We start from the raw sequence: 25,446 nt of genomic DNA, 5'->3' as shown, positions 1-25,446 counted from the left end.
GGGATATTGGTAGCCGGTGAGAGGATCGCCTAGAATTAGCGCTTTCTCGCGCCGGAGTGCCCTATGTATCACCCCTATACCCCAACCTTGTTGTCTGCCGATGAGCCTGCGGCCGTGAGCGTTGAGCTGCCACAGGCGACTTCTCCTTTCTTACTGCTGTGCGATCACGCGGGGCAGGCCATCCCAAAACGTTTGGGCGATCTTGGTCTGGCCAGCGGCGATATCGATCGGCATATCGGCTGGGATATCGGTGCGCTGGCGGTTTCCCGTCTGCTGGCTCAGCAGTTGGATGCGACACTGATCCATCAGCACTACTCACGTTTGGTGATCGACTGTAACCGTATGCCGGGGATTGCCAGTTCGATCCCACCGTTATCGGAAGTTACGCCAATTCCTGGCAACCAAGGGATCAACGCGGCCGAAGCGGGCGCCCGCGAACAGGAAATTTTTCAGCCTTACCACCAGGCCATCAATCACACGCTGGCCGCTCGCCGCGCCAATAACCAACCCAGCGCGGTGATCGCTATGCACAGCTTTACGCCGGTGTTTAAAGGCGATGCGCGGCCGTGGCAGGTTGGGCTGCTGTTTAACCGCCATCCACAATTTGCCCTGCTGTTGGCGGAGTTGCTGCGTGAAGAAGGGGATTTACAGGTTGGTATCAACGAGCCTTATGCGATGACTGATGCGACCGACTACACGCTGCCGGTACATGCGGAACGCCATGAATTACCCTATGTTGGCATCGAGATCCGCCAAGATCTCATCGGGGATAGTGCAGGCCAGGCAGCATGGGCGGCTCGTTTTGGCCGACTATTGCCATTATTATGGCAACGCTGGGAAATTTGACTTTAGTATTGATGGCGGTGATGATTGCGTAAGGAAAGCGTTAGCGTCGATGGACAATGCTGGGAGTGACGGGTGGAACATATTGATAACGGACGGTTTATCAAGCAGGAGCGTTTTGAAGTTCTGGCAATCTTGCGCGACATCTATAAGCAAAGAACGCCGCTGCGTGTCGTTAATCAACAACACGAATTCATTGGCCAATTATTAAGCGTTGGCGCTGATAACATCGTCTTTGATTGCGATGCTCCAGAGCAGCTCTCCGGTGGGAAATTCAGCATTGTGATTGAAAACCACGATGCAAAAATCGAATTCTCCGTTGACCAGGCGCAACTGACCGAGCATAACGCCATGCCGGTTTACGAGGCGTGCCTGCCGAAACAACTGGTTTATATCCAGCGCCGCCGCCAGTTACGTATCACCACGCCTTATTGGCGTGAATTCTTCTGTAACGGTGAACACAGCGATGGCACCCCTTACCAACTGCGTATCCACGATCTTTCGCCGGGTGGCGTTGGTTTGCGTATTGATGGCGCGGTACCCGACTATATGCAGCCGGGGCTGGTGTTCAATAAGGCTGAGTTGGATTTGGGAGATTACGGCAAGTTCAAGGTGAATATGGAACTGATTGCCGTGAATCAAGATCACGATATTGATGAAGACCAAACGCAGCATTTCATGCGCCTGTCCTGCCGTTTTCTCAAGATGGGAATGCTGACCGAACGCAAAATTCAAAGCGCGGTGTTTGCTTTTGAATTGGATTTCAACAAGAAGAAAAAGCGTTGAGTGGCCATGGCGCAGGGGCTACCTGCGCCGTCTGCCGTTATTTCAACGCCCGCAGGTGGCCGATCTCCTGCCAACCGTGACGCGCCGCATCTTCCAATACCGCACACACCTCATGGATCGCCGTCGGCACTGCCTTGCTGAAAGGTTCCCCCTGCAGCAAATGAGCAATTAACAGCGCGGTGAACATGTCACCCGTGCCCTTTACCGGCGAATCGATTTTGGCATGGGTGAAGCTTTGCGCCTCGTCTGCTGTGACCAGCAACAGGCCAACTTCTTGATCGCCGTTTGCCACGCCAGGTGCACTGGTAACCAGCACCCACTGCGTATTACCTTTGAGTAGCGCCCGCGCAGCCTGTTCGGTTTGCTCACGCGTCCTCAGCGCCATGCCGCACAGCTGCTCCAGTTCGAATCCGTTTGGCGTCAGGCCATGGGCCAGATTGAGGTATGGCGAGCGATAGCTTTCAACCAGACGTTTATCGACGTAAACCCCTTCGCCATAGTCTCCCATCACCGGATCGATATAGATCTTGATACCTGGATTGAGGGCAATCACCCGTGGCAGCCAGTCGGCCAGAATATGGCACTGCGCCACGTCACCCAGGTAACCGATAATGATGGCCCGCGCGCGGCACACGACTTGACGGGCGATCAGATCTTCCAGAAAACCGCTGAACCATTCGCTGGAGATCGCTCCCCCGTGCGGCGCGCCGTAATAGGGCGGGCAACCAAACAACACGCTCGGTACCTGCAACACCTCCAGGTTCTTCTTCAACAACGTGCGGTAGGCAATGCCATTCCCCACGCTACCGTAGACCACCTGCGACTGAATGGTGATCACATCAATGGGTGGTGGCCGCAGTTTAGAGCCTTGTTGCATGTAGACTTCCTTGGTTCATTGTTATTCAAGCGCAACGGTCGGCAGAGGTAACTCGCCGAGGTAGGGAAGTTTAACCTATTGAAGGGCATGGCTACAGTATGTAGCGGGAGAGTTTGATGATTTTTCGTTGGATCGCTTGCGAGTTTTCCTGCGGCTAATCGTGATGCGAATCACAAAGCTTGCCGTTGCCGGTTGCCTGGCGATCGCGTCCGCGGTATTACTTGCGCCGTAGCCTAATAAGCTACTCAATCATTTTTATGATGGCGTGTTACTGCGCAAGCAGGCAAGACCAAAATAGAAATGCACTTCTTCTGCCGAAGGGGAGCATTTTCATTTTGGTCTTTTTTTTTGCTTTTTTTGCCGGGGAAAACCTATGGATTATAACAAGTTGGGCTTGGACATATTGGCACTGGTTGGGGGGAAGGGTAACGTCAGTAAGCTGACGCATTGCGCCACCCGCCTGCGGATGGAGTTTAACGACGACAGTCGGGTAGATGCGAAGGCGATTGAAGCTTTGCCCGGCGTGATCAGCGTAGTCGAGCGCGGTGGCCAGTTCCAGATTGTGGTGGGCAACAACGTGCAGCAGACTTTCCGCGCGTTGCAAAAAGCGATTGGCCAACCGTTGGGCAAACCTGACGGACAGCCGAAAAACAAGGCCAAGGGCGGTGTCTTTACGCAGATTATCAGCGTGATTTCGACCACCTTTACGCCGGTGATCCCGGCTATTACCGGCGCGGGGATGATCAAGGCGCTGCTGGCGATCCTCAAGTTAACTGGGGCGATCAGCGCGGCCAGCCCAACTTACCATCTGCTGGATACCATCGCCGATGCCGCCTTCTTTTTCCTGCCGGTGCTGCTGGCCTACGGCGCCTCAATCAAGTTTGAGTGTAATCCTATTCTGGCCATGACCATCGCGGGAGCCTTGCTGCACCCAAATCTTGCCCAGATGCTGGCCGCCGGGTCGCCAATCGATTTTATTGGTATCCCGGTGCGTTTGGCCGATTATGCCGGTTCGGTGCTGCCGATCATCTTCACGGTGTGGCTGATGTCCTATATTGAGCGCTTTGCCGAAAAAGTCTCGCCGACCATGATTAAATTCTTCACCAAACCGATGATCATCCTGCTGGTGACCACGCCGCTAGCCTTGGTGGCGGTGGGGCCGTTCGGTATTTTCCTCAACGATCTGGTAGCCAGCGGCGCGGCGATCATCGATGGCAAGGCCAGTTGGCTGATCCCGATGTTAATGGGCGGGCTGCAACCGTTCCTGGTGATCACCGGCACGGCGTGGGCAATGACGCCTATTGCTACCGGCCAGTTGAGTAAAAACGGCTTTGAGATGATTAATGGCCCCGGTATGTTGGCTTCCAACATCGCCCAGGGCGCGGCAACCCTGTGCGTAGCGTTCCGCACCAAGAATAAAAATCTGCGTCAGTTGGCCTCATCCGCCGGTTTCACCGCGCTGTTGGGGATCACCGAGCCTTCACTGTACGGCGTCACGCTGAAACTGCGTAAACCGCTGATCGCGGCCATGATTGGCGGTGGCTGTGCCGGTGTCTACGCGGGTGTCAGCGGTTTGGTGCGCTATGCCTTTGTTTCGCCGGGCTTGGCGGCATTGCCGGCCTTTATCGGCGAAAACCCGATGAATATCGTGCACGCCCTCATCACCTGCGTCATCGCTATCGTCGTGACCTTTGCCTTGACCTGGATCCTGGGCTTTGAAGATCCGGTTGATGAAGAAGAGTCAACGGTGACAGACAGCGCACCGTCTGTTGATGACGCGTTGCTACACAGCCCGTTGGCAGGCCAACTGGTGGCATTGGAACAGGTGAATGACGACGTATTCTCACAAGGGTTACTTGGCAAGGGTGTGGCGATTGTGCCTGAACAAGGTGTGTTGCGCGCGCCCGTGGACGGGGAAATCGTGACCTTCCTGCCTTCGAAGCATGCCGTAGGCATTAAGGCCGATAACGGCATGGAAGTGCTGATGCATATCGGCATCGATACCGTCAATCTCAACGGTGAGCATTTCAGCTCTCAACTGCAGGTGGGCGATCGGGTGAAAACCGGTGATGAGCTGGTACGCTTTGATATTGCTGCGATTACCGCGCTGGGTTACGACATCATCACCCCGGTGCTGGTGGTCAACAGTGAGCAGTATCCGCACCTGAGCTGTCGGCAGCCTGGCCCGGTGAACTTTGGTGAGCAAATTGTCGCGCTGAATATTCAGGAGCAAAAAGTATGATTTACCAACAGCTGAACGATTTTCCACCAGGCTTCCTGTGGGGGGCCTCAACCTCGGCTTATCAGGTTGAGGGGGCATGGGACGAGGACGGCAAAAGTCCTTCCATTGTTGATATGCTCGATCATCCCGCCGAGACGGCGGATTTTAAGGTGGCCAGCGACCATTACCACCGTTTTCGTGAGGACGTTAAGCTGTTCGCCGAATTAGGGCTGAAGGCGTACCGTTTCTCCGTAGCCTGGACGCGCATTTTGCCCAACGGCACGGGTGAGGTGAATCAGCCTGGCCTGGCGTTTTATCGTGACCTGATCGATGAACTGCTCAAGCACGGCATTGAACCGGTGGTCACACTCTACCATTTCGATCTGCCCTATGTGCTGGAACAACAGGGCGGTTGGAGCAATCGGCAGACCATCGATGCCTTTGTCGAGTATGCGGACGTGCTGTTCACTGCCTTTGGCGATAAGGTCAAATATTGGCTGACCATCAACGAGCAGAACACCATGATCCTGCACCCAGGAGCCATCGGTGTGCCGAAGGGCGGCGAGTTGCCTTCCAAGGTAGTGCTTTATCAACAGAGCCACCATATGCTGGTGGCGCAGGCGCGGGTCATGGCTTTGTGCCATCAGCGTTGCCCCAAGGGGAAAATCGGCCCGGCGATCAATACCACTTCCATGTATCAGGAAACCTGCCACCCGTTGGATGCCATCGCCGCCCACAACTGGGAAACGCTGCGCTGCTGGAGCTTTCTGGATGTCGCGGTACATGGCCGATACAATGCGTTGGCCTGGCGATATTTGCAGGATCGTGGCCTTGCCCCTGTGATTGAAGACGGAGATGCGGAGCTACTGCTGCAAGGGCGGCCGGATTATGTGGCGATTAACTACTATTCCACTGCCACTATCGCAGCCAGCCGTGGTGATGCCTCGGATATTACGGCTCGCGCGGGGGATCAGCAAATCATGCTGGGTGAACCGGGCGTATATCGGGCAGCGGAAAACCCGTATGTCGACAAAACGCCCTATGGTTGGGTGATCGACCCCGTGGGCTTGCGGCTGACGCTGCGCAAGGTTTATGAACGTTATCATCTGCCGATTTTAATTACTGAAAATGGCATCGGCGCGCCGGACCAGCTATTGTCTGGGGATATCATCAATGATGATTACCGCATCGATTTTATGCGTGCGCATATCGAACAGATGCAATTGGCGATTAACGATGGTGTCGATCTGCTGGGTTACTGCCCGTGGGCGGCGATCGATCTGGTCAGCACGCATCAGGGCTACGCCAAGCGCTACGGTTTTATCTATGTCAACCGTGGTGAACAGGATCTGCGCGATCTGCGGCGTATCAAGAAGCACAGTTTCGCCTGGTATCAGCGCCTGATTGCCTCGAACGGCCAACAACGTGGATAACACAGTTTAATGATGAAAGTCATCAAGGTGCTCAATAACAGCCTGGTGCTGTCCACCGACAGCGATAACCGCGAAGTTATCGTGATGGGCAAGGGCATCGGGTTTAACAGCAAAGTGGGAGATGTGCTGGCTGCGGCCAGCATAGAAAAAGTCTATGTGGTGCAGAATGGTCAAACCGGCCACGACCATCTGCGCCTGATAGAAGCCACGCCGGAGCAGCATATTGAACTGGTGCAGATGATCCTCAGGCTGGCCAACAGCCAGCTTGGCGGCCGGGTCAACGAACAGATCTTTTTCACCCTGGTGGACCATCTCAGTTTTGCGATTGAGCGCTGCCGTAAAGGCATCGTCATACAGAACCGGCTGTTGCATGAGGTAAAACGCTTTTATCCGCAGGAGTTTGCCGTAGCATTACAGGCGCTGGCGCAGATCAACGAGCGCTTGGATATCCTGTTGCCGGAGGCAGAGGCGGGGAATATTGCCTTTCATCTGGTCAATGGCCAGACCGACGTACAGAGCATGGAGCACACGCTGCTGGCGGTGAAGATGCTGAAGGATATCTTCAACATCATCAAATACCATTTCCGCATCGATATCGCCACAGATTCGCTCAATTACTCGCGTTTCCTGCTGCATATGCAGTTTTTCATTCAACGCATGATCGATAACAAACAGGTGAAGTCGAAAGACGATTTCCTGTTCTCGCAGGCGACGAAAGAGTACCCAGATGCCTATCGTTGTGCACTGGTGATCCGTGACTATGTGAAAAATCTGCTGGAAATGGAGATGTCCAACGACGAGCTGCTGTACTTGGTCATCCACCTGACGCGGATTGTCGATCGGGACGATTAAGCTTGTTCTACGGCGCCTACACCGTAGCGATAATGGCTCTGAAATGCATTAGACATCATGGCTTGGCCGCGTGCATTATGCCAGATAACAACTGAGATAATGTGGGAAACGCCATGTCAGATCCTAATGTGCTACAGGGCCAGGAGATCGCCGAGCCGCCGAGCAATACTCAACTGTTTACCGGCTTTCTGATGCTGGGCCTGATCGGCTTTGGCGGGGTGCTGCCGCTGGCGCGCAGTATGTTGGTGGAACAACGCCGCTGGTTAACCGCTGAACAGTTCACCGAACTGCTGGGACTGTGCCAGTTCCTGCCGGGTGGCAACGTCATAAACTTGTCGGTGGCGGTGGGGATGGAGTTTCGCGGATTGCGTGGTGCGCTATCGGCCTTGCTCGGGCTGATCTGCGCCCCAACGGCAATTGTGGTTGGTCTAGGCGTGATTTATGCCCGCTACCAAGACGATGCTCATGTGCAGCACGTGTTTGCCGGTTTAGCCGCAGCTGCGGCGGGCTTACTGCTCTCTACCGCATTGAAAATGCTGCTGCCACTGTGGGGAAAATGGTTGCCGTTAGCGATTGTCGCCATTGCTTTGGTGGCGATTGCCTGGCTACGTTTGCCATTGCTGCCCACCATGCTGGTGCTGGCACCGCTAAGTATTCTGCTGGCGTGGAGGAAACCTTCATGATGGCGGTGTTAATCTCGCTGGCGATCATTTTTACCGAGCTTTCGCTGATGGCGTTTGGCGGCGGCTTTAGCATCCTGCCGGAAATGCAGCGCCAGGTGGTGGAGGTGCATCAATGGATGAGCGCACAGGAATTTAGCGCGCTGTTCGCCATGGCACAGGCGGCACCGGGGCCGAATATGATGATCGTGCCGCTGATTGGTTGGCACGTCGCGGGCTGGGCCGGGCTGCTGGTTTCCTCCGTAGCCAAGTTTGGGCCGTCGTCCATTGTCACCATCCTGGTGATGGGCGCATGGCGGCGTTTTAAAGATAAACCCTGGCGGCGTATCGTGCAGGTTGGGCTGGTGCCGGTCACTGTCGGATTGGTTGCCGCGAGCGGCGTGCTGATTGCCCAGGCTTCAGCGACCAACTGGCGATTGGCGATATTAATTGTGTTAGCGACGCTGCTGAGTATGAATAAACGTATTCATCCATTATGGATCCTGGCGGGCGGTGCGGTTCTGGGATTAGTGATTGGGTGACGCCTTAACTTTCTAAAAGGGGCCGCATGCTGCGTTCTTGCTCATTAATCTCAAGCCACCCGTTTTGGCAGGTGGCTTTTTTATCATGGCAGTTGACGGTAATCCTCGTCGGATACCGGTTCCAACCACTCATTGGAGGAACCCTCGGCCGGGACCGCCACGGCAATATGCGCAAACCAGCTATCCTGGGCTGCACCGTGCCAGTGTTTGGCGCCTGCCGGGATATTGACCACGTCCCCGGTGGTAAGTTGGCGAGCCGGTTCATTCCACTCCTGATACCAGCCGCGCCCCCCCGGTCACCAGTAGGATCTGGCCGCCCTGATGGTGGATATGCCAGTTATTCCGACAGCCTGGTTCAAACACCACATTGCCAATGGCTACCCCTTCAGCGGTCAACATGTTCAGGTAGCTGGTGCCGGTGAAATATTGCGCATAGGCGTCATTTTTTGGCCCTTTGGGGAAAATACCGTTACCGTCAAATTTCTCGCTCATTTCGTCTCCGCCGTCAAATTACGCCTGCTTTCAGGAAGCAACCAGGTGGCCGATGTGCTTATGGCCAACAGGAGGAAGTGTATTACAGGGCCAATTCAATGATAAGGTAGCCAAATATGCATACACCTATGCAAATAATTCATTAGTCACGACAATGGCCTGCAAGCACGTGGCCTTACCTGGCGGCGTTCTTAAGGGCAAATATGGGTGGAAAGAACCATGAAGCAAGCGTTTAAAAACGGCATATTGGCGTTACTGTTATCCAGCGTGGCAGGGGCCGCCTGGAGTGAGCAAACCCTGGTTTTCGTTCGCCACGGTGAGAAGCCAGACAACAACAGTGGTCAGTTGACCTGCAAAGGTTTTAACCGCGCCTTGGCACTGCCGGAGGTCTTGATTTCCCGCTTCGGTAAGCCTGAGGCCATTTATGCCGCTGGCCCCAAGAAAAATAAGCTGGGCAGCTCCATGCGGGCATTGACCACCATCACCCCAACGGCCATTCGGCTCTCACTGCCGGTGAATATCCAGTATCACGCCGATGACATTGCTGATTTGCAGGCGGCTCTGCTGGACGATCGTTTCCGCAATGCCGTGGTGTATGTCTCTTGGGAACATCACAATCTGGTGCAGGTGGTAAAAAATATCATCACCGCCGAGGGAGGTAACCCACAACAGGTTACCAAATGGTCGGGGAATGATTTTGACGGTATCTATGTGCTGACTATTAACCATGACGCGTCCGCCAACAAGATCCGCTTCGAGCGTCAAACCGAAGGGCTTAACAACGTCGCGGATACTTGTCCAACCGGAATGAAGTGACAATATCAGCGCAGAAATTCAGTCACCGGAGTCACTAAGGGCGCGGTACTAAAATCGCTTTCTGGTGCGTGAAATATGGATTGGTCGACCTGATAAGCCATTAATTTGCATGAGTCAACAAGGTCAATGACGGCCAAGTAAATAATGAGGTGGGGTTGTACACCACACCTCAATGATTTCCGCGTTAATCCGATAATTAACCTAAGCTTCTAACGGCAATAACAAGTCATCCACGGCGCTGCGCAGGCGGGCCTTCATGGTGCAGTAACTTTGCTGAGCATAGTTTTCTGCCCATTGCTGATCGGCAATGGCTTCCAGCTTCACCGCACAGTATTTGGTTTCCGGCGTTTTCGAGATCGGATCCAGGTTATCCTGGGTCAGTTCATTACAGGCGCCAATCCACCACTGGTAGGTCATATAAACCGCGCCCAAATTAATCCTCTCGCTATAGTTGGCTCGGGAAATCACCTTGCCGCGGCGGGAGGCCACCCAAACCAGTTGCTGGTCGGCAATGCCCAGCTCAGCGGCGTCTTGCGGATGGATCTGCACAAAACCAGGCTCATCCGCCAGCGTTTGTAGTGCCTTACAGTTGCCGGTCATTGAGCGGCATGAGTAGTGGCCGACCTCGCGCACGGTACACAACACGAGAGGGTAGTTTTCATCAGGGATTTCTGCGGGAGCGCGCCAGGCTGTAGCAAACAATTGACCTTTGCCGGAAGGGGTCGTGAATTGGTTCCCCTGATACAGGTAAGGTGTCCCCTGGCTGTCCAAGGTGGTACAAGGCCACTGCACATGGCCGAGCTCACCCATTTTTTCGTAAGTGGCTCCGTAAAACAGTGGGCACAGCTCGCGCATCTCGTCCCAGATCTGTTGGTTATCTTCGTAGTGCATTGGGTAACCCATTTCACTCGCCAACAGGCTGATAATTTCCCAGTCACGTTTGACGTTATACTGCGGCTCGAGAGCTTTCTCAAAACGTTGGAAACCACGGTCGGCACAGGAGAACACTCCGCCATGCTCCCCCCATGAGGTGGCAGGTAAGATCACATCGGCCTGTTCGGCCGTTTTGGTCATAAAGATATCCTGCACCACAATAAAGTCCAGCGCGTCGAACCCACGACGGACCAGGCTCAGATCGGCCTCGGTCTGTAATGGGTCTTCCCCCATGATGTAGTAGGCTTTGACTTTACCTTCAAGGGCCAGGTGCGGTATTTCGGTGATACGGTAGCCTACTTCGGCGTCCATCTGTGCAGCGTCAATCCCCCAGGCCGCGGCAAATTTGGCTCGTACTGCGGCGTCGGTCACGGCCTGATAACCAGGGAATTCGTTTGGCAGAACCCCCATATCGCAGGCTCCCTGAACGTTATTTTGTCCACGAACCGGCCCAACCCCCACGTTGGCGCGCCCCAAATTACCCGTGAGCAGTGCCAGGCTGGCAATGCCTTTCACCACGTCGACAGCCTGACCAAACTGTGTTACGCCCATGCCCCACATAATGGTGGCGGAAGGGGCACTGGCGTAGATACGCATTGCCTGGCGGATCTGCTGGGCAGTGACCCCTGTTAGGTGCTCCACCGCTTCTGGAGAATAGTCTGCCACTTGCTGGCGATAGGCGTCGAAACCTTCGGTATAGTTGGCAACGTAATCGCGGTCATACAGGTTTTCTTCAATCAAAACGTGAGCGAAGGCATTCACCAGCGCCATATTACAGCCGTTGTTGATTGGTAAATGCAGATCGGCAATACGCGCCGTTTCGATGCGGCGTGGGTCGCATACGATAATCTGTGCACCTTTCTCTTTGGCCTTCAACACTCGGCGAGCCACGATAGGGTGCGAGTCTGCACAGTTGTAGCCGATGATCAGCAGGCACTTGGAGTTTTCGATATCGCCGATAGAGTTACTCATCGCGCCGTTACCCAGAGTCGCTTGCAAACCTGCAACGGAGGGGCCATGGCAAACGCGGGCACAACAGTCGACATTATTATTACCGATCACCGCCCGGGCGAATTTCTGCATGACATAGTTGGTTTCATTACCCGTCCCGCGCGATGAACCGGTATGCATGATGGCACGCGCACCATATTGCTGCTTGATCTCTTTCAGACGCTGTGCCGTGTAGCGAATAGCCTCCTCCCAACTGACAGCCTCAAATTTGCCACCTTTCACACGGCGGATCAGCGGCTGATTAAGGCGCGGAGTCAGCAGTTTGGTATCATTGAGGAAGTCCCAGCCGTAGTAGCCTTTCAGGCAAAGTTCCCCCTGATTGGTTACCCCGTCTGCCGCTTCGGCACGCAGGATTTTGCCATTTTCTACTACCAGTTTCAGTTTGCAGCCTGCGCCACAGTAAGGGCAGACAGTGGTGATTTTTTTCATGGTGAACTCCCGGATTACCCCTGTAACTTTTGAGCGCAGCTAAAAAGCTTTCGGGGATGGCAAGGTTTATGCTCCGCCTATGGCAATACATAAAACATGCCAACCAGGAAATATTTTTTATAACAGTAGGTTGCAAGGTGGTTGATGATGTTTCGACAGTTTTTCGACATAAATGACGATGTGGTGCCGGACTTTCGTCACTCCTTTTATCGTAAAATCGGCTCAGGCATAGGCGGGGGAGGAATCCAACACAATTACGGTTCTTCCGTATTACTTTAGACCATGGCTATCGATTTATTTCCCGCTGCTTACTTTGATTGTTGTTAATAAAATCACCATATCGTTTTAACGGTTTTCATTATAGGAATGATTAATAGGCATATACTGTCGAATAAAAACTACTTGACCTTGATAAATAATTTAGAATGATAGTCATTATCAGTTTCTGGAAGGTTATTCTGTGATGACCTCATTTGAGAAATGAGTAGGTGTTAGCACCTTCAGACATTTTTACAATGCCTGAACAATCTCTCTTATTCTATAATATTCATTGAAATCAATAGTGTGATTTTAAAAATAGGTTCATTACTTACATTTTAGGGGGGTAATGAAAAACATTCTATTTGTCTTTTTTTGTGTTTTTCTTGGGGTTGCCATAGGTTCTATTGCGAGAAGCTTTAACGCATCTCCGTTATTTCAGTCCTTGGCTATTTCTACTGGCATAGCAATCGTGATGTTTATTTATTATCAAGCAACAGGAGTTTTTAAATGAAAGTCTTAAGCTTTGATGAAGTTAATTTGGTTTCAGGTGCAGGAAGCTAATAAGCCATTAATATGTATGAGTAAACAAGGTCAATACGAATCCTACTGCAATGGGCTGTAATCTTTCGTGATAGTGGGGCAATCATTGAGGTGGTTTACCTCACACCTCAATGATTTTTGTGTTAATTCATGGATTATCTTAAGTGGGCAACGGTATCCCTACACTTATATTTAATACGGTCACTGAACTCCACGTTTCCATCGATATAGATTGAACCTCCCCGGCTTGGAAAACATCACCAGGTTGCCCAGCAGGATCAGACACAGGCCGATCACCGCATTCAGATGCCACTGGTAACCCTCATACAGAGTGGAGATCGTCAGCGCCACCAACGGGAACAGCAAGGTGCTATAGGCGGCGGCCCCTGAGCCGATGCGGCCTAACAGGGTGAAATAGGCGGCAAAGGCGATCACCGTGCCAAAAATCGCCAGATAGAACAGCGAACCCAGATAGCGAGTGGTGAATTCGAGCTGCAATGAAGCGCCCTGTGCCAGTGCGATGGCAAACATCAGTAGTGCGCCGTAGCTCATGGCGTAAGTGTTGGTGGAAAGGATATCCAGTCCACGGCGTTGATGGCGTGTGCTGAGCATGTTCCCCAGCGAAAAACCGTAGGTGCCCAGGGCGCTCAAGCCGATACCTTTAAGCAATTCTGGCGCCATCTGGGTCGCCATCAGATCTTGCCAAAACAGCGCCACGATGCCGATCATGCCTAACAGCGCCGCAGGAAGCAGGTTGGGGCTGGGGCGTTGGCGGAAGAAAATCATGCTGTTAACCGCGTTGAACAACACCGCCATCGAGAAAATCACCGATTCCAGCCCGCTGCTGATATAGGCTGCGGCCAGGTAGAAACAGTAAAAGTTAAAGCCAAACACACAGCAGCCCTGCAACATGCAGAACAGGTGGTCCCGCAGGCTAATGGCCCGCAGACGGCGTAGCGCCAGCATGGCCAGCCACATCACGGCGGCAGCCAGCAGGAAGCGGTAACCGATCGAAACGGGGATCGCCACCGTGCCTTGTTGCAGGGTAATCGCAATCCAGGTGGTGCCCCAAATCAGCACCACGGCAAGATACAACAGCGTATTCATAAATTCTCCTGTGAATGATGACGGGAGTATTCATCTTTTTGCGCCGTAACGCTTTCAGCCTTTTGCGGCCAATTGCATATTCTTGCGCTTTTTTTGTTAAAAGCGCCCGGTGACAACTGGTATCCCGCGCCAGCACTCTTTAAACTGAAACGGCTTGGATCACAGGAATAGGGCAGCTATGGCATACCTGGCATTTGAAACACTGCACCAACATAAAGCCCGGTTGCACAATAGCGTGCAACTGGGATCTGGCGTGCAACTTGCGGCCTGGTCCAACTGCAACGACCGTATCACCCAGGAAAGTGCCGATCACCACACCCTCAGCCTGTACGTGGCGGATGGTTATGAGTGCTATCAGAAGGTACCAGGGGGGTGGCAGAACGGCGGCGGCCCGGATCGTTTTTGCATCATGCCGCGTCATTACGAATCCACCTGGGATGTCCGCAGCAATCTCTCTTTTGTGCATCTGTACTGTACCGACCAGCATTTGCGCCATTTGGTGGAGCAGACCTGGGATCGCAGCCCGGCGTCCATCAACGTAGAGCCGCTGTCGTTTGCGGAAGATCCGCAAATCACGCTGCTGTATCGCCAGTTTTTACTTAATCACAATTGGCAAGATAGCGCCAACCAACTGGCACTGAGCAGCGCCTCTACGCTGTTGATGTCGCATATGCTTCAGCGCTACACCCAGTTGCAATGGCGGCTGCCCAGCGTGCGTGGTGGGCTGGCACCGGCCGTGCTGAAGCGGGTGCAGGAGTTTATCTATCACCATCTCGATCAACCCTTGGTGCTGGCAGACTTGGCCGCTCAGGCGGAATTGAGCGAGTTTCATTTTGCCCGCATGTTTAAACACAGCACCGGGCAGGCGCCGCATCAATATGTGATGCAGGTGCGTTTGCAGCAGGCGGAGAAATTACTGCGCAACACGCTGATACCGCTAACCCAGATTGCGCTGGACTGCGGCTTTAGCTCGGCCAGCCATTTCAGCCACCGTTTCAAGGCATTCTATGGCTATACGCCGATACGGCTGCGGCAGCAAAGCCGTTAATCCCTGAGGAGAAAGGATATGGAACAACCATTTTGTGGTGTTGAGGTACTTTTTGTCGCGGGTTTTGGCCCGATCACCCAAAACACCAGCCAGAGTGCCGCGTTTTATCAGCAAGCGCTGGGGTTGCCGCTAAAGCCAATGGAAGGGAATGAGGACTATCTGCTGACCGAGCACGATGCCTTGGCGGGCGTGAAGCACTTTGCGCTGTGGCCACTGGCGCAGGCGGCCCAATCTTGCTTTGGCCAGGATCAATGGCCACAAGATTTGCCGGTGCCACAGGCGTGGATGGAGTTTGACGTGGCAGATATGGCGAAGGCTACCCAAACGCTGCTGGATCAGGGCTATCAACTGCTGGTAGCCAACCGTCTGGAGCCGTGGGGCCAGAGCGTCACCCGTCTGCTAAGCCCGGAAGGCTTGCTGGTCGGCGTAACCTTAACTCCCTGGATGCGCGGTTAAGCAAGTCGGCATTGTTTTGGTCTGTGCGCTAAGGAGAGCGACCATTGAAATTCTGTCACTACATCAGCACTCTATTATCGGTCATGCTTTCCTTCTCCGCACTTGCCGAAGAGTCGCCTATCCGGGGGCATGGGCGAATTGTTCCGTTCAAATATGGGCCAGCCATAACCCCGGACAACCAGGCAACGTTATTGCCTATATACCCGCGAGTGTATCGGGATTTGTTTCACTGTAAGCCGGTTTTTAGATTGACGGGGAAAGTTGATGAGATGGTATGGGTCAACACTGCTGACTTAACACCTCTCGAAATCAAAGAGGGGAACGCCGAAGCCCTGTTTTACAGTGAGACCGATCTGCTGTTAAAAACCACAGGTTACCAGCAAGGGGACTGCCTGGAAGTTGTGATGGAAGTGGACGATGGCGGTGATATTTACGAAGGACAAAAAATTTTGACGGTTTACGCAATGGTAAATGCGCACGGAATTGTCCACTTCAGGCAACCGTTCAAAGAGTACACCCTCAATATAAGATAAGGTTGATGCGTGCTCGCCTTGGTTGACCCATAGCCCGCTTACGACAAGGGGCGCGATAGCTGCGCCCGTCTAGACTGGAAAAACGGTTATGGCAGAGGGAAGGCGGTTGGGTTCTGGCTCATGACATCGATGAAGACGTCCTTAAATGACGCCCAGAATTGCATAATGCCTGCCAGGTTGAAGGACATGCCCATCAGCCCCATCACAAACCAGCAGCTAGTGAACAACCCGAGGCTGCTGAACACAAACGCCATGCCGTTACGGCTGGCCTTGCGGCACAACACATTCAGTTGGCTGGCCAGAAACATCATCACTGCGCTCAGTAATTCCCAGCGCATCATAATAAAGCCAGTGGCTATGGTACTCATCGGAGGTGATCCTTTGCTACAAATGCCGCAGCTGGCTCCAGGTATCAGACCTTGGGGCAGAATGCGCATTGGATAGACGGTGGTTTAGGTTGTTGGTGTGATCTGCGTCACATTGTAGCATTGGAATAATTGGCGTCTCAATAGTCGTTATGGCCTGTCTGACAAATCCTGGCAACATTCCAATATGTTGAAACATTTATGCCAACTCATTAGCAACCTTTTAATGTAGCCCCCGGATTATTAACGCTATGCTTGCTGGCTTTTCGCCCAGTCAAACAGGTAAGACTCTGCGCATGGCCCAATTGCAAGATCCATTCCGTGACCATCCCGCCGAAGAAACGTTGTTCATTCGCCGTGCCTGCGTGGCGATGGTGCTGGTCGTCGCCTGTTTTGGCTTGCTGGTTTTGAACCTGTATCAGTTGCAGATCAAACAGCATGCGTTTTACCAAACGCGCTCCAATCAAAACGACATCAAGATGCTGCCCATTGCCCCCCATCGTGGCCTGATCTTCGATCGCAACGGCATCCCGTTGGTGCGCAATATACAGCTGTATCAGATTGAAGTGACCCCCAGCAAGATTGCCGATATGGCAACGCTGTTGCAAAACCTGACGCCCATTTTAGATTTGACGCCCGATGATATCGCCGCCTTCCGTGACGATATGCATCACAATAGCCGCTATAAGCCAGTTACGCTTAAGACCGGGCTTAGCGAAACCGAGGTGGCTCGTTTTGCGGTAAACCAGTATCGCTTTGACGGAGTGACCATCGAGACCTACCAGCAGCGGCAATATCCTTACGGGGCACAGTTGGCTCATGTGGTGGGGTATGTCTCCCGCATTAACGATAACGACGTTAAAAAGCTGGAGCAGCAGGGCCTGGCGCAAAACTATGCGGCCGACCACAATATTGGCAAGCAGGGACTGGAAGCCTATTACGAGAAAGAGCTACACGGCACCACTGGTTATCAGGAAGTGGAAGTGGATAACCACGGGCGTATCGTTCGCCTGCTGAAGGAACAACCGCCTCAGGCGGGCAAAGATATCTATCTGACGCTGGATCTGCACCTGCAACAGTACATTGAAGGCTTGCTCAAAGGGCAACGGGCGGCGGTGGTGGTTGCCGATCCGCGTGACGGAGGTATTCTGGCGATGGTCTCCAGCCCTAGCTACGATCCCAACCCGTTCGTCAAAGGTATTGGCTATCAGGCTTATAAGTCGCTACTCAGTAACCCGGATTTACCGCTGATTAACCGCGTGACGCAGGGGTTATACCCGCCTGCATCAACGGTAAAACCATATATGGCGGTATCGGCACTGTTTGCCGGTGTCATTACCCCAACCACCACTTTCTTTGGCGCACCCACCTGGACCTTGCCGGGAACGCAGCGCCGCTATCGCGACTGGTTGAAAACCGGGCACGGCCTGCTGAACGTCACCAAGGCGATCGAGGAGTCGGCCGACACCTTCTTCTATCAGGTCGCCTATGAGATGGGGATCGACCGGATCCACCAGTGGCTCAGCCAGTTTGGCTATGGCCAACCGACGGGAATCGATCTGAACGAGGAATATCGCGGCGTGCTGCCGAGCAGGGAATGGAAGCAACGGGTACACAAGAAAGGCTGGTACCAAGGTGATACCGTCTCGGTGGGTATTGGCCAGGGGTATTGGATCGCTACGCCGATCCAGATGGTGAAAGCGCTGACCACGCTGATCAACAGCGGCAGGGTGAAAACGCCGCATCTGTTGTATTCGATGAAACGGGGCCGGGAAGTCGAACGCTACCGGCCACCAGAGCAGGCCGTGCAGATTGGCGAGGCCAAATCGCCGTATTGGGGAATTGTGCGCAACGGTATGTATGGCATGGCGAACCTGCCTAACGGCACCGGGTATAAGCTGTTCCATACCGCGCCCTACCAGATAGCGGCCAAATCGGGGACCTCACAGGTTTTCAGCCTGAAAGAAAACCAGACTTACAATGCCAAAATGATCCCGGTACGCCTGCGTGACCATATTTTCTACACCCTGTTTGCGCCGTATAAAAACCCGCGGGTGGCGATGGCACTCATTCTGGAAAACGGGGGTGGGGATGGTGTCGTTGCAGGGCCAACGGCCAGGGCAATCCTGGACCACATTTTCGACCCGGCCAATGCGCCAGCGCCGAGGGATAGCGACGGTAGCCAGACGTTGCTGGGCGACAGTGACGATGTGCAACATTAAAAGCGATTTTCTCACTACAATAATAAAATCAATAATTTATTTATAACTGGTTGTTAAGGTGGCAAGGGGGGAGGGAATACGGGCTTTGCCTATCTGCATGAAAAGCGACACATGAAGCGGGCAGGCGAGGCGGGGATAGCATTGCGCCCAACGACTACAAATGAGGTTATGTCCATACGTCTAGTATCGAGCATAAGAAACAACTGTTAGTAGTAATTTGTATACAACAAACCTAAAAACGTATAGCCCATTTTGGGGAAAACGCCATTTACATTGACCTGTTTATATAAGATTAATCACTAAAATTAGCGTAAACATTCCTAATGATTAGTTCGCCTTAAAAAAATATCAATAAATATCAGTGTGATAAAAACCACTATCAGACTAAAGTTTTCAAAATCACTAAAAGTAAAAATTAAAATCCATTTATTGTTATCTTTTTGGTTTATTATTCTTTAGTTATTCTTATTTTACTTTTTTTTAGAGGTAAATTTCATTTTCTATTGAGTGTTTAAAAAACTATTGAATTGTTTCGCTAATCATATAATCTCAAATCACAATAATTTTTAACATTTTCTTATCATTAACTAAACATTCACTTCTACATGTAGAACGTCAAAACTAATGAGCCAAACTAATATAAATGTATCTGAAAGCAAGAAAGAAACGGGGCTAATACACCACATAACACTTGTGATAGGTTTAGTGTGTGTAGGTATTGGACAAACTCTACTTTATACGATCCTTGGTCCTGCAAGTAGAGAAATTGGTCTAACAGAGTTTAATGTAGGTTTGATTGTAACGATTGCAGCTTTAGTCATAACTTTGTGCTCTGGTGTGTGGGGGAAGTTGATAGGAGCGTTTGGTAGCAGGAATTCATATTTAGCAGGAATGATTTTTTATACCATTGGAACATTACTTTTAGCGTTCGTGCTGAAATTTAGTTTAAATCATTATCTTAGTGTTGCTGGGGCATTTATTTTCCTGCTAATAATAAGATGCATTACAGGTGCTCTAACTGCGGGGATTCATCCCTCGGCTATGACCTATATTGCAGAAAACACAAATCGGACCAATCGAGGTGCTGGAATGGCACTAATTGCTTCAGCATATGGCATTGGCTCTGTAGTTGGTCCACTATTAGGATCATCATTAGGTACATTTTCATTACTACTGCCAATTTATGTTGCTGCTGCAATTTCTTGTATTGGGACTGTTTTAGGCTTCATTGTCCTTGCGCCAAGTGAGTCTACACCATCGATGATGAAAGAGAACAATACAAGCATTAAATTAACAGATGCAAGAGTACTACCAATTTTCATTGGTGTAGCATGTATATACATTGCATTTTCCGCATTCCAACAAACAATATCATTTTACATACAAGATATATTCTCTTTAGACCCAAAAGAAACTGTCGCTAAAACAGGGGTTACAGTATCCATAATGGCTATTGTTATGGTTGTTGTTCAATTAGGATACATTCAGGTATTTAAACCATCTGTGAAGTCTCTTTTATTGCCAGGGTGTGTTTCATGCGTTTTGGGTTTTAGCGGCATAATGTTTTCTAACAGCTCTATTGTTATAGTTAACATATCTGCCGGAATGCTAGGTATGGGATTTGGAATGATGATTCCATCAATACAGTCAGCAGCATCGTTGGCGGTAAATCATGACGAGCAAAGTGGCGTTGCTGGTTTCCTTTTCGGTGCATCCGCTTTTGGCTATGTTTTAGGTCCATCAGTAGGCACATTAATTTATAGTTTCTCTCATGATTTTCTGTTTGTTTTCGCTATTGTCTCAATTGTTTTGTCAACGTATTTTACTGCGAAAGTTGTTTACCAAAAAAAGTAAATAAAAGTATCAAGTAAATTCAATGCCTTATGTACATCAGGTGTTGTCAGTAGGTGCATTAATGCACTAGTTAATATCAATACTCATCATAAAGGACAGATCAAATGCAAACAAATCGTATTGTGGGTAAAGCAGCAGAAACCAAGCCAGTTCGTATGGTTTCCGAAGCTCGTTTTAATATGGCGTTTGCATAATCTATAAAGCTATCACAAGGCTCTTAAACATCGAGGGCCTTTAATAAGGACTAATTATGTCAAAAAAAAGTGAATTTCTAACTAATGGTGTTACAAAATTGGCTTTTTCATTTGATGCCCTAGAGCCTATAAGAAAACTATATTTAGACATCATGCGAGACTCTTTGGAAGCTAAAGTGGATATTGGCATAAAAGCGCATGAGGATTATAGCGAAGAGTTTAATTCAGTTAGCATGAGATGGTATTTCGCCAAGTCGCCAGAGGCAATTAAAATTTTCCGTGATGTCCTTGATGGTTGTGAGCTAGCACTAAGTCGTGATATCATTGGAAATGATCGCGGCAATATGCGAGTGGTACAGGCTAATATTATTGAAACGGTTGGTAGTTATCCTACAGGAAGATGGCATTCTGATTTTTACCATGAAAAGTTAGGTGTTAATGAGAGCGGGACTCTTTTAACGCCTCTTTTCCCATTCCAACCATACTTTGGCGGTTTAGAAACAACATCAGCCCACCGTGATGACTATGATAATTATGATGAGCTTTCAATAGTACATCAATATAAAGAAGGTGAGGCTATTCTTTTTGATGGAACAGCAACAATACATAGAACTCAATCATATAAAGCATATCCAAACGATAAAAGGATTCTTGTATGTTGGCAATTTGGATGTACATATGAAGAGTTACAACCTATTTTAACAACGATAGGTGAAAATAATGGGGATCCTATGTTCTTTCATGAGCATGAATATGTTTAATTGTCAATTAAGCCCCCGCGAATGCGGGGCTTAGCTATCCCCATGGTTAAGAAATTTTTTCCTCTAATGTTATTTATTCATTTGGCAACTCATCATCCGGTTCAATCAGATGAAACATGCTGCCTGCTGCGAATTGGTGCGCCTCCTTCCTGTCCTGCACAGACCAATAGGTAAATAGGTATCGGGTTCCACTCCCCGGCGGGTGTATTTAGCTGGTGAGCACTGTAGGCATATCGGTTCACCAAGTTGATTTTTACGTAGTTCTAGGAACGCATTGCCGAACACCAAGTAGTTCAGCGCATAGCGGCTGAACTCCTGTTGGTTGAACAGGGGGGGCAGAATAAAGGTAGATGCCAGAATATTGCGCTTCACAAACTATCGCCATTCAGTCAATGATGTTCACTAAGTGACTGTTTTAAATAGCTGTAAAATTAAAGTAACAAAAAAGCGTTTGTTTTTACTTTCTTACAAACTGCAACCTTCTGGCAACCTGACTCAGGTTAGACTTAGCGGATAAATAATCAGTTTAAAAACGTAGGCTTAACAGTGGCTCCTCCAACCAAGAAAAACGGTAAAAACTACTCGACGGCGCGTTTTGGCTGGATTTGTGCGGGCATTTTGGTCTGCTTTTTTCTCTTGATGTTCCGGGTCGGCTATTTACAGCTGTTGGAACACCAACAGTTGGCCGATCAGGCTGATCAGCGTTCCATTCGTACCCAGGTGGTGCCCACCAACCGAGCGATGATCACCGACCGTAACGATGCGGCGCTGGCGGTCAGCGTCTCTTCTAAAGACATCGTGTTGGATCCCAAACATATCCTCGATACCCAAACCGATACCAGCACCGAGCGCTGGCAGAGTTTGGCTAACGTGTTGCAAATGCCGCTTGCTGATGTTCAGCACCTGATCCAGGCCAACGCCCGTAAGCGCTTTGTCTATCTGGCACGCAAGGTGGAGGATGACAATGCGGCCTATATCAGCAAACTGCACCTGACCGGCGTTAGCACCGAGCAGGACTTCAGCCGTTTCTATCCCATGGGGCAAGACGCCGCCGGGCTGATTGGCATTGTGGGGCAGGATAATCAGGGGCTGGAAGGGATTGAGCTGGGTTTCAACCCGTTGTTGCAGGGTAAAAACGGCCTGCGTGTCTATCAGAAAGACGGCAGTGGTGCGGTCATCGGCGTGATCAAAAGCGTAGATCCAGTGCCGCCACCGAACGTGACGTTAAGCATCGACAAATTTATTCAGTACGTGCTGTTTTCCCAGATCCGCGATGGGGTGATCGCCAACCAGGCCGATTCCGGCTGTGCGGTGCTGGTGAAGGTGAATACCGGTGAAATCCTCGGCATGGCCAGCTATCCCTCCTTCAACCCCAACAACTACGCCAATACGCCGGTGAAAGACATACACAATGTCTGCAGCAGCGACAGCTTTGAACCTGGCTCGACGGTTAAACCGGTAGTGGTGATGGTGGGATTGGATCACAAGCTGATCCGGCCAGATACCGTGCTGGATACTACGCCTTATACGGTGAACGGCCATCTGATCAAAGACGTAGGCCATTGGTCGAAATTGACCATTACCGGCGTGCTGCAAAAATCCAGCGATATTGCGGTTTCGCATATTGCGTTGGCTCTGCCTGCCACGGTATTGCCTGCCGTTTATCGCAGTTTTGGCCTTGGGCGGCCAACCGATTTGGGGATTGGTAACGAAAGTAGCGGCTATTTGCCCGCTCACCGCGCGCGCTGGGCTGATATTGAACGAGCGACCTTCTCCTTTGGTTACGGTTTGCGCGTCACTCCGCTGCAGATGGTGCGCGAATATGCCACCATTGGTTCATTCGGTGTTTATCGTCCGCTTTCCATCACTAAAGTCACGCCGCCGGTCATGGGGCAGCAAGTCATGCCTGCAGAGGTGGTAAAAACCGTGGTGCACATGATGGAGAGCGATGCGTTACCTGGGGGCAGCGGCCTCAGTGCCGCAGTGCCTGGCTATCGCTTGGCGATCAAGACGGGTACTGCTGAGAAGATGGGGCCAAACGGCAAGTACGATGGTGGCTATATCAACTACACCGCAGGCGTGGCACCGGCCAGCGATCCGCAGGTGGCCCTGGTGGTCATGGTCAATAACCCCAAGGCAGGCAAACACTTTGGTGGCTCGGTGGCGGGGCCGGTATTTGGCAAGATTATGGCCCAGGTGCTGGAGCATATGAATATCTTGCCGGATGCTCAGCCGTTGAAGGTGGTGGCAGTAGCCAAGGGCTGAGTGGCCATTACTTCTCAACTACCCGCAGATCGATTCTGCGGTTTTTGACACGATTGGCTTCGCTATCGTTAGGCACCAAGGGGTAAGCCGAGCCGTAACCTTCTGCGCTGATACGGCTTTCCCCAATCCCCATTTTGACCAACGCCATGCGTACCGCATCGGCACGATCTTGCGATAAACGCCGGTCCATCTGTTCATTGGCCGACTTATCGGTATAGCCCCCCAGTTGGATCTCCACATCCGGATAAGCACGCAGAATATCGACGATGTTCCTCAGCTGTTCTTGTGATGCAGGGGTTAACTCGGTGCGGTTGGTGTCAAACTGCAGGCGATCCAGCGTAAACCAACGTTTTTCGCTAGTGGGGGCATTGCTCTCAATATAGGTGATCAGCAGGTTCTCGACGCTACGCTGCGACAACAGAAGCTGCTTGCCATCGGCCAACCGGCGGTAGGTCACATCGCTCTGGCCGCTGGCCTGCATGGGTTGTAACACGCTAAAACCGCGCAGTGAGAACAGCAGCGATACCAATAGCAGCGCCAGCATTAGCCACGGCCAGATACGGCGTTTGGGGGGCGCCAGCGACCCGGTGCGGGAAACGGCCGGATCGGCTGGGATAAGCGCAGGCAACTGGTTGAGCACCGCCGTTGGTTGGGCTGCGGCAATCTGCGGCAACTGCCACTCGAGCCAGCCTTTTAACGACGGTGATTGTAGAGAACGTTGGCGAAGATATTCGCCCAACAGGCCAAATACCACCGCGGAGGCCACGGAAAACAGCCGCTCGGCGACCTGTTTTTCCAGCACATAAAAGCTCACAAACAGCTGGGTGAGGCGCTTCACTTTGTGGCCAAGCACCATCGTCAGCAATGCAGGGCTGAATTTACCTAGTGCTTCATCCAGAAAGCGCAATTCGAAGGGGGGAGTGCGCCCGACTAACTGGCGGAAACGGAGGGAGTTGTCATTGCGATGCAGGTAGTCGCGGGTCTTTTGCAGGATCAAGGCACCCATACCGTTAAGGCACAGCGCGATCTTTTCTTTAGCCGTTACCAGCTTTTGTTCCAACACCGTCAGCACCTGGGGCGAGATCGCCGCCATCTGCTGGTTAATGACATTTCCCATCTGGTACATTCGAACCTCCATTTCATCTGCGCGTATTCTGCACCGCAGAGTATGGTCAGTTCAACTTGTTAAACTACGAAACTAACATGGATAAGTCTGATATTTCTGCCTGATTAGGCTGTTTTCATAGTGTGGCCGATTCTGCTGGTGAACCAGGGCCCCATCTCTGTCGGGCAGAGTAACAGACTGGCCTGCTAAGCCGAAGAGATTATTGATTAAAAAATGAGTAGCGAAGCGGAAAGGAAGGTTGCGCCTCCAGAAGCCCTGGCTTGCCAAAGGTGATGTTCGCTTGACAGTGGTTCTTTTTGGGCTGAATTTGAATTTTAGCGGTGCATTATGGTTGTAAACGCTTCCTGTTTAATAATCATGCGTCAACTCAATGCAGGACATGATGAGAAATCCTCCGACATTTATCGATCACCAAGATAAATTAGAGAGGGTGAGCTTTTAATAATGGCCATTTTTTAAATAGGATGAAAAGTAAAATACTTTAATTCAGGTTATTTCTCGAATTAACCTGAATTAAATCTGTTGTTATTTTGAATAATCCTAATCGGTGGGATTGTTCTTGCAAAAATAAATCCCGTTTAATTAATAAAAAAATGATATATATGACCAGCTAGAATGGCGTTATGGGTTTTTATTCTGTATTTATGCTTCAAAATTAGAATAATGCTCTATTTTATTTGTTGATGATATTTTTTACTGAGGCTTTATTGATTATTTTAAACATTTCGCGATAACATTCTCTTTAAGCAATGCAGACAATTCCCTATTGCAATTTTATTGTGTTATAGGTTCTGACATCATTGCCATATTGTATCTGCGT

Annotated in this window: 20 protein-coding genes and 2 pseudogenes; 15 read left to right on the top strand and 7 right to left on the bottom strand. The window is 51.0% G+C overall.

Translation table 11 applies throughout. The features are described 5' to 3' along the window. Positions 1-63: 63 nt before the first annotated feature. A complete protein-coding gene (locus KGP17_RS13340) occupies positions 64-846 on the top strand; it encodes an N-formylglutamate amidohydrolase (RefSeq protein ID WP_223499592.1) in 783 nt (260 codons plus the stop codon). Between the two features lie 72 nt (positions 847-918). Further along, a complete protein-coding gene (locus KGP17_RS13335) occupies positions 919-1,629 on the top strand; it encodes a flagellar brake protein (RefSeq protein WP_223499590.1) in 711 nt (236 codons plus the stop codon). Between the two features lie 37 nt (positions 1,630-1,666). Here the strand turns inward: KGP17_RS13335 and KGP17_RS13330 are convergent, their stop codons facing one another. Next, positions 1,667-2,506, bottom strand: a complete 840-nt coding sequence (locus tag KGP17_RS13330; RefSeq protein ID WP_223499588.1) for a PfkB family carbohydrate kinase — start codon at positions 2,504-2,506, stop codon at positions 1,667-1,669. Positions 2,507-2,879: 373 nt separating this feature from the next. Here KGP17_RS13330 and KGP17_RS13325 point away from each other — a divergent pair, with 373 nt between their 5' ends. The 5 genes from KGP17_RS13325 (at position 2,880) to KGP17_RS13305 (ending at position 8,213) form a co-directional block, all read left to right on the top strand. Further along, entirely contained in the window at positions 2,880-4,748 is a 1,869-nt protein-coding gene (locus tag KGP17_RS13325) for a beta-glucoside-specific PTS transporter subunit IIABC (protein WP_094981275.1), read from the top strand. Further along, positions 4,745-6,160 carry a glycoside hydrolase family 1 protein gene (locus tag KGP17_RS13320; RefSeq protein ID WP_021806465.1) on the top strand — a complete coding sequence of 472 codons (1,416 nt, stop codon included), beginning with the start codon at positions 4,745-4,747 and terminating at the stop codon, positions 6,158-6,160. Before KGP17_RS13325 ends, KGP17_RS13320 begins: the two co-directional genes overlap by 4 nt. 12 nt (positions 6,161-6,172) lie before the next feature. Further along, on the top strand, positions 6,173-7,012 hold the full coding sequence (gene licT, locus KGP17_RS13315) for a BglG family transcription antiterminator LicT (protein WP_037376086.1): 840 nt from the start codon (positions 6,173-6,175) through the stop codon (positions 7,010-7,012). A gap of 113 nt (positions 7,013-7,125) precedes the next feature. Then, positions 7,126-7,695 carry a chromate transporter gene (locus KGP17_RS13310; protein ID WP_037375950.1) on the top strand — a complete coding sequence of 190 codons (570 nt, stop codon included), beginning with the start codon at positions 7,126-7,128 and terminating at the stop codon, positions 7,693-7,695. Next, positions 7,692-8,213: a chromate transporter gene (locus KGP17_RS13305; protein ID WP_021806463.1), complete on the top strand. Its 522-nt coding sequence runs from the start codon at positions 7,692-7,694 to the stop codon at positions 8,211-8,213. Before KGP17_RS13310 ends, KGP17_RS13305 begins: the two co-directional genes overlap by 4 nt. An 83-nt stretch (positions 8,214-8,296) precedes the next feature. Here KGP17_RS13305 and KGP17_RS13300 read toward each other — a convergent pair. Then, a pseudogene (locus KGP17_RS13300) lies at positions 8,297-8,705 on the bottom strand (cupin domain-containing protein). Between the two features lie 219 nt (positions 8,706-8,924). On the opposite strand from KGP17_RS13300, the gene KGP17_RS13295 reads away from it, so the two are divergent. Further along, a complete protein-coding gene (locus KGP17_RS13295; protein WP_037375948.1) occupies positions 8,925-9,521 on the top strand; it encodes a histidine phosphatase family protein in 597 nt (198 codons plus the stop codon). A 201-nt stretch (positions 9,522-9,722) separates the two neighbouring features. Here the strand turns inward: KGP17_RS13295 and fdhF are convergent, their stop codons facing one another. Further along, entirely contained in the window at positions 9,723-11,894 is a 2,172-nt protein-coding gene (gene fdhF, locus KGP17_RS13290; RefSeq protein WP_179247503.1) for a formate dehydrogenase subunit alpha, read from the bottom strand. A gap of 1,002 nt (positions 11,895-12,896) precedes the next feature. Next, positions 12,897-13,802 carry a DMT family transporter gene (locus tag KGP17_RS13285; protein ID WP_021177908.1) on the bottom strand — a complete coding sequence of 302 codons (906 nt, stop codon included), beginning with the start codon at positions 13,800-13,802 and terminating at the stop codon, positions 12,897-12,899. 178 nt (positions 13,803-13,980) lie between these two features. Between KGP17_RS13285 and KGP17_RS13280 the strand changes: the two genes are divergently transcribed. From KGP17_RS13280 to KGP17_RS13270, 3 genes are read left to right on the top strand one after another with little or no spacing between them, the layout of a single operon-like run. After that, entirely contained in the window at positions 13,981-14,850 is an 870-nt protein-coding gene (locus KGP17_RS13280) for a helix-turn-helix domain-containing protein (protein ID WP_094981269.1), read from the top strand. An 18-nt stretch (positions 14,851-14,868) separates the two neighbouring features. Beyond that, positions 14,869-15,306 carry a glyoxalase/bleomycin resistance/dioxygenase family protein gene (locus KGP17_RS13275; protein WP_021806455.1) on the top strand — a complete coding sequence of 146 codons (438 nt, stop codon included), beginning with the start codon at positions 14,869-14,871 and terminating at the stop codon, positions 15,304-15,306. Between the two features lie 44 nt (positions 15,307-15,350). Continuing rightward, positions 15,351-15,839: a hypothetical protein gene (locus KGP17_RS13270; RefSeq protein ID WP_071683492.1), complete on the top strand. Its 489-nt coding sequence runs from the start codon at positions 15,351-15,353 to the stop codon at positions 15,837-15,839. Positions 15,840-15,925: 86 nt separating this feature from the next. On the opposite strand, the gene KGP17_RS13265 is transcribed toward KGP17_RS13270, so the two are convergent. Next, entirely contained in the window at positions 15,926-16,207 is a 282-nt protein-coding gene (locus KGP17_RS13265) for a YjcB family protein (RefSeq protein ID WP_059200858.1), read from the bottom strand. Positions 16,208-16,500: 293 nt separating this feature from the next. Between KGP17_RS13265 and mrdA the strand changes: the two genes are divergently transcribed. From mrdA to KGP17_RS13250, 3 genes are all read left to right on the top strand, one after another. After that, the gene (gene mrdA / locus KGP17_RS13260; RefSeq protein ID WP_223499586.1) at positions 16,501-18,426 is read left to right on the top strand and encodes a penicillin-binding protein 2; all 1,926 of its coding nucleotides are present in this window, start codon (positions 16,501-16,503) and stop codon (positions 18,424-18,426) included. Positions 18,427-19,050: 624 nt separating this feature from the next. Then, on the top strand, positions 19,051-20,280 hold the full coding sequence (locus KGP17_RS13255; RefSeq protein WP_223499585.1) for an MFS transporter: 1,230 nt from the start codon (positions 19,051-19,053) through the stop codon (positions 20,278-20,280). A 250-nt stretch (positions 20,281-20,530) separates the two neighbouring features. After that, entirely contained in the window at positions 20,531-21,235 is a 705-nt protein-coding gene (locus KGP17_RS13250) for a hypothetical protein (protein WP_223499583.1), read from the top strand. 94 nt (positions 21,236-21,329) lie between these two features. Here KGP17_RS13250 and KGP17_RS13245 read toward each other — a convergent pair. Then, positions 21,330-21,610: pseudogene (locus KGP17_RS13245) on the bottom strand (Presumed portal vertex protein); the annotation flags it as partial. A gap of 171 nt (positions 21,611-21,781) precedes the next feature. Here KGP17_RS13245 and KGP17_RS13240 point away from each other — a divergent pair. After that, on the top strand, positions 21,782-23,500 hold the full coding sequence (locus KGP17_RS13240) for a penicillin-binding transpeptidase domain-containing protein (protein WP_021177914.1): 1,719 nt from the start codon (positions 21,782-21,784) through the stop codon (positions 23,498-23,500). A gap of 7 nt (positions 23,501-23,507) precedes the next feature. On the opposite strand, the gene KGP17_RS13235 is transcribed toward KGP17_RS13240, so the two are convergent. Further along, positions 23,508-24,626: an OmpA family protein gene (locus tag KGP17_RS13235; RefSeq protein WP_223499581.1), complete on the bottom strand. Its 1,119-nt coding sequence runs from the start codon at positions 24,624-24,626 to the stop codon at positions 23,508-23,510. Between the last annotated feature and the right edge of the window lie 820 nt (positions 24,627-25,446).

This window comes from Serratia sp. JSRIV001, from assembly GCF_019968745.1.
In the GTDB taxonomy this organism is placed as follows: Bacteria; Pseudomonadota; Gammaproteobacteria; order Enterobacterales; family Enterobacteriaceae; genus Chania; species Chania fonticola_B.
Note: the sequence above shows the minus strand (reverse complement) of the source record. Positions and strands in the feature narration are given on the sequence as shown.

Coding starts and splice junctions, on each gene's coding strand:
- KGP17_RS13265 (WP_059200858.1), bottom strand. CDS start 16,207: ATGAGTACCATAGCCACTGGCTTTATTATGATGCGCTGGGAATTACTG.
- KGP17_RS13305 (WP_021806463.1), top strand. CDS start 7,692: ATGATGGCGGTGTTAATCTCGCTGGCGATCATTTTTACCGAGCTTTCG.
- KGP17_RS13275 (WP_021806455.1), top strand. CDS start 14,869: ATGGAACAACCATTTTGTGGTGTTGAGGTACTTTTTGTCGCGGGTTTT.
- KGP17_RS13285 (WP_021177908.1), bottom strand. CDS start 13,802: ATGAATACGCTGTTGTATCTTGCCGTGGTGCTGATTTGGGGCACCACC.
- KGP17_RS13235 (WP_223499581.1), bottom strand. CDS start 24,626: ATGTACCAGATGGGAAATGTCATTAACCAGCAGATGGCGGCGATCTCG.
- fdhF (WP_179247503.1), bottom strand. CDS start 11,894: ATGAAAAAAATCACCACTGTCTGCCCTTACTGTGGCGCAGGCTGCAAA.
- KGP17_RS13325 (WP_094981275.1), top strand. CDS start 2,880: ATGGATTATAACAAGTTGGGCTTGGACATATTGGCACTGGTTGGGGGG.
- KGP17_RS13280 (WP_094981269.1), top strand. CDS start 13,981: ATGGCATACCTGGCATTTGAAACACTGCACCAACATAAAGCCCGGTTG.
- KGP17_RS13320 (WP_021806465.1), top strand. CDS start 4,745: ATGATTTACCAACAGCTGAACGATTTTCCACCAGGCTTCCTGTGGGGG.
- mrdA (WP_223499586.1), top strand. CDS start 16,501: ATGGCCCAATTGCAAGATCCATTCCGTGACCATCCCGCCGAAGAAACG.
- KGP17_RS13255 (WP_223499585.1), top strand. CDS start 19,051: ATGAGCCAAACTAATATAAATGTATCTGAAAGCAAGAAAGAAACGGGG.
- KGP17_RS13330 (WP_223499588.1), bottom strand. CDS start 2,506: ATGCAACAAGGCTCTAAACTGCGGCCACCACCCATTGATGTGATCACC.
- licT (WP_037376086.1), top strand. CDS start 6,173: ATGAAAGTCATCAAGGTGCTCAATAACAGCCTGGTGCTGTCCACCGAC.
- KGP17_RS13250 (WP_223499583.1), top strand. CDS start 20,531: ATGTCAAAAAAAAGTGAATTTCTAACTAATGGTGTTACAAAATTGGCT.
- KGP17_RS13295 (WP_037375948.1), top strand. CDS start 8,925: ATGAAGCAAGCGTTTAAAAACGGCATATTGGCGTTACTGTTATCCAGC.
- KGP17_RS13340 (WP_223499592.1), top strand. CDS start 64: ATGTATCACCCCTATACCCCAACCTTGTTGTCTGCCGATGAGCCTGCG.
- KGP17_RS13310 (WP_037375950.1), top strand. CDS start 7,126: ATGTCAGATCCTAATGTGCTACAGGGCCAGGAGATCGCCGAGCCGCCG.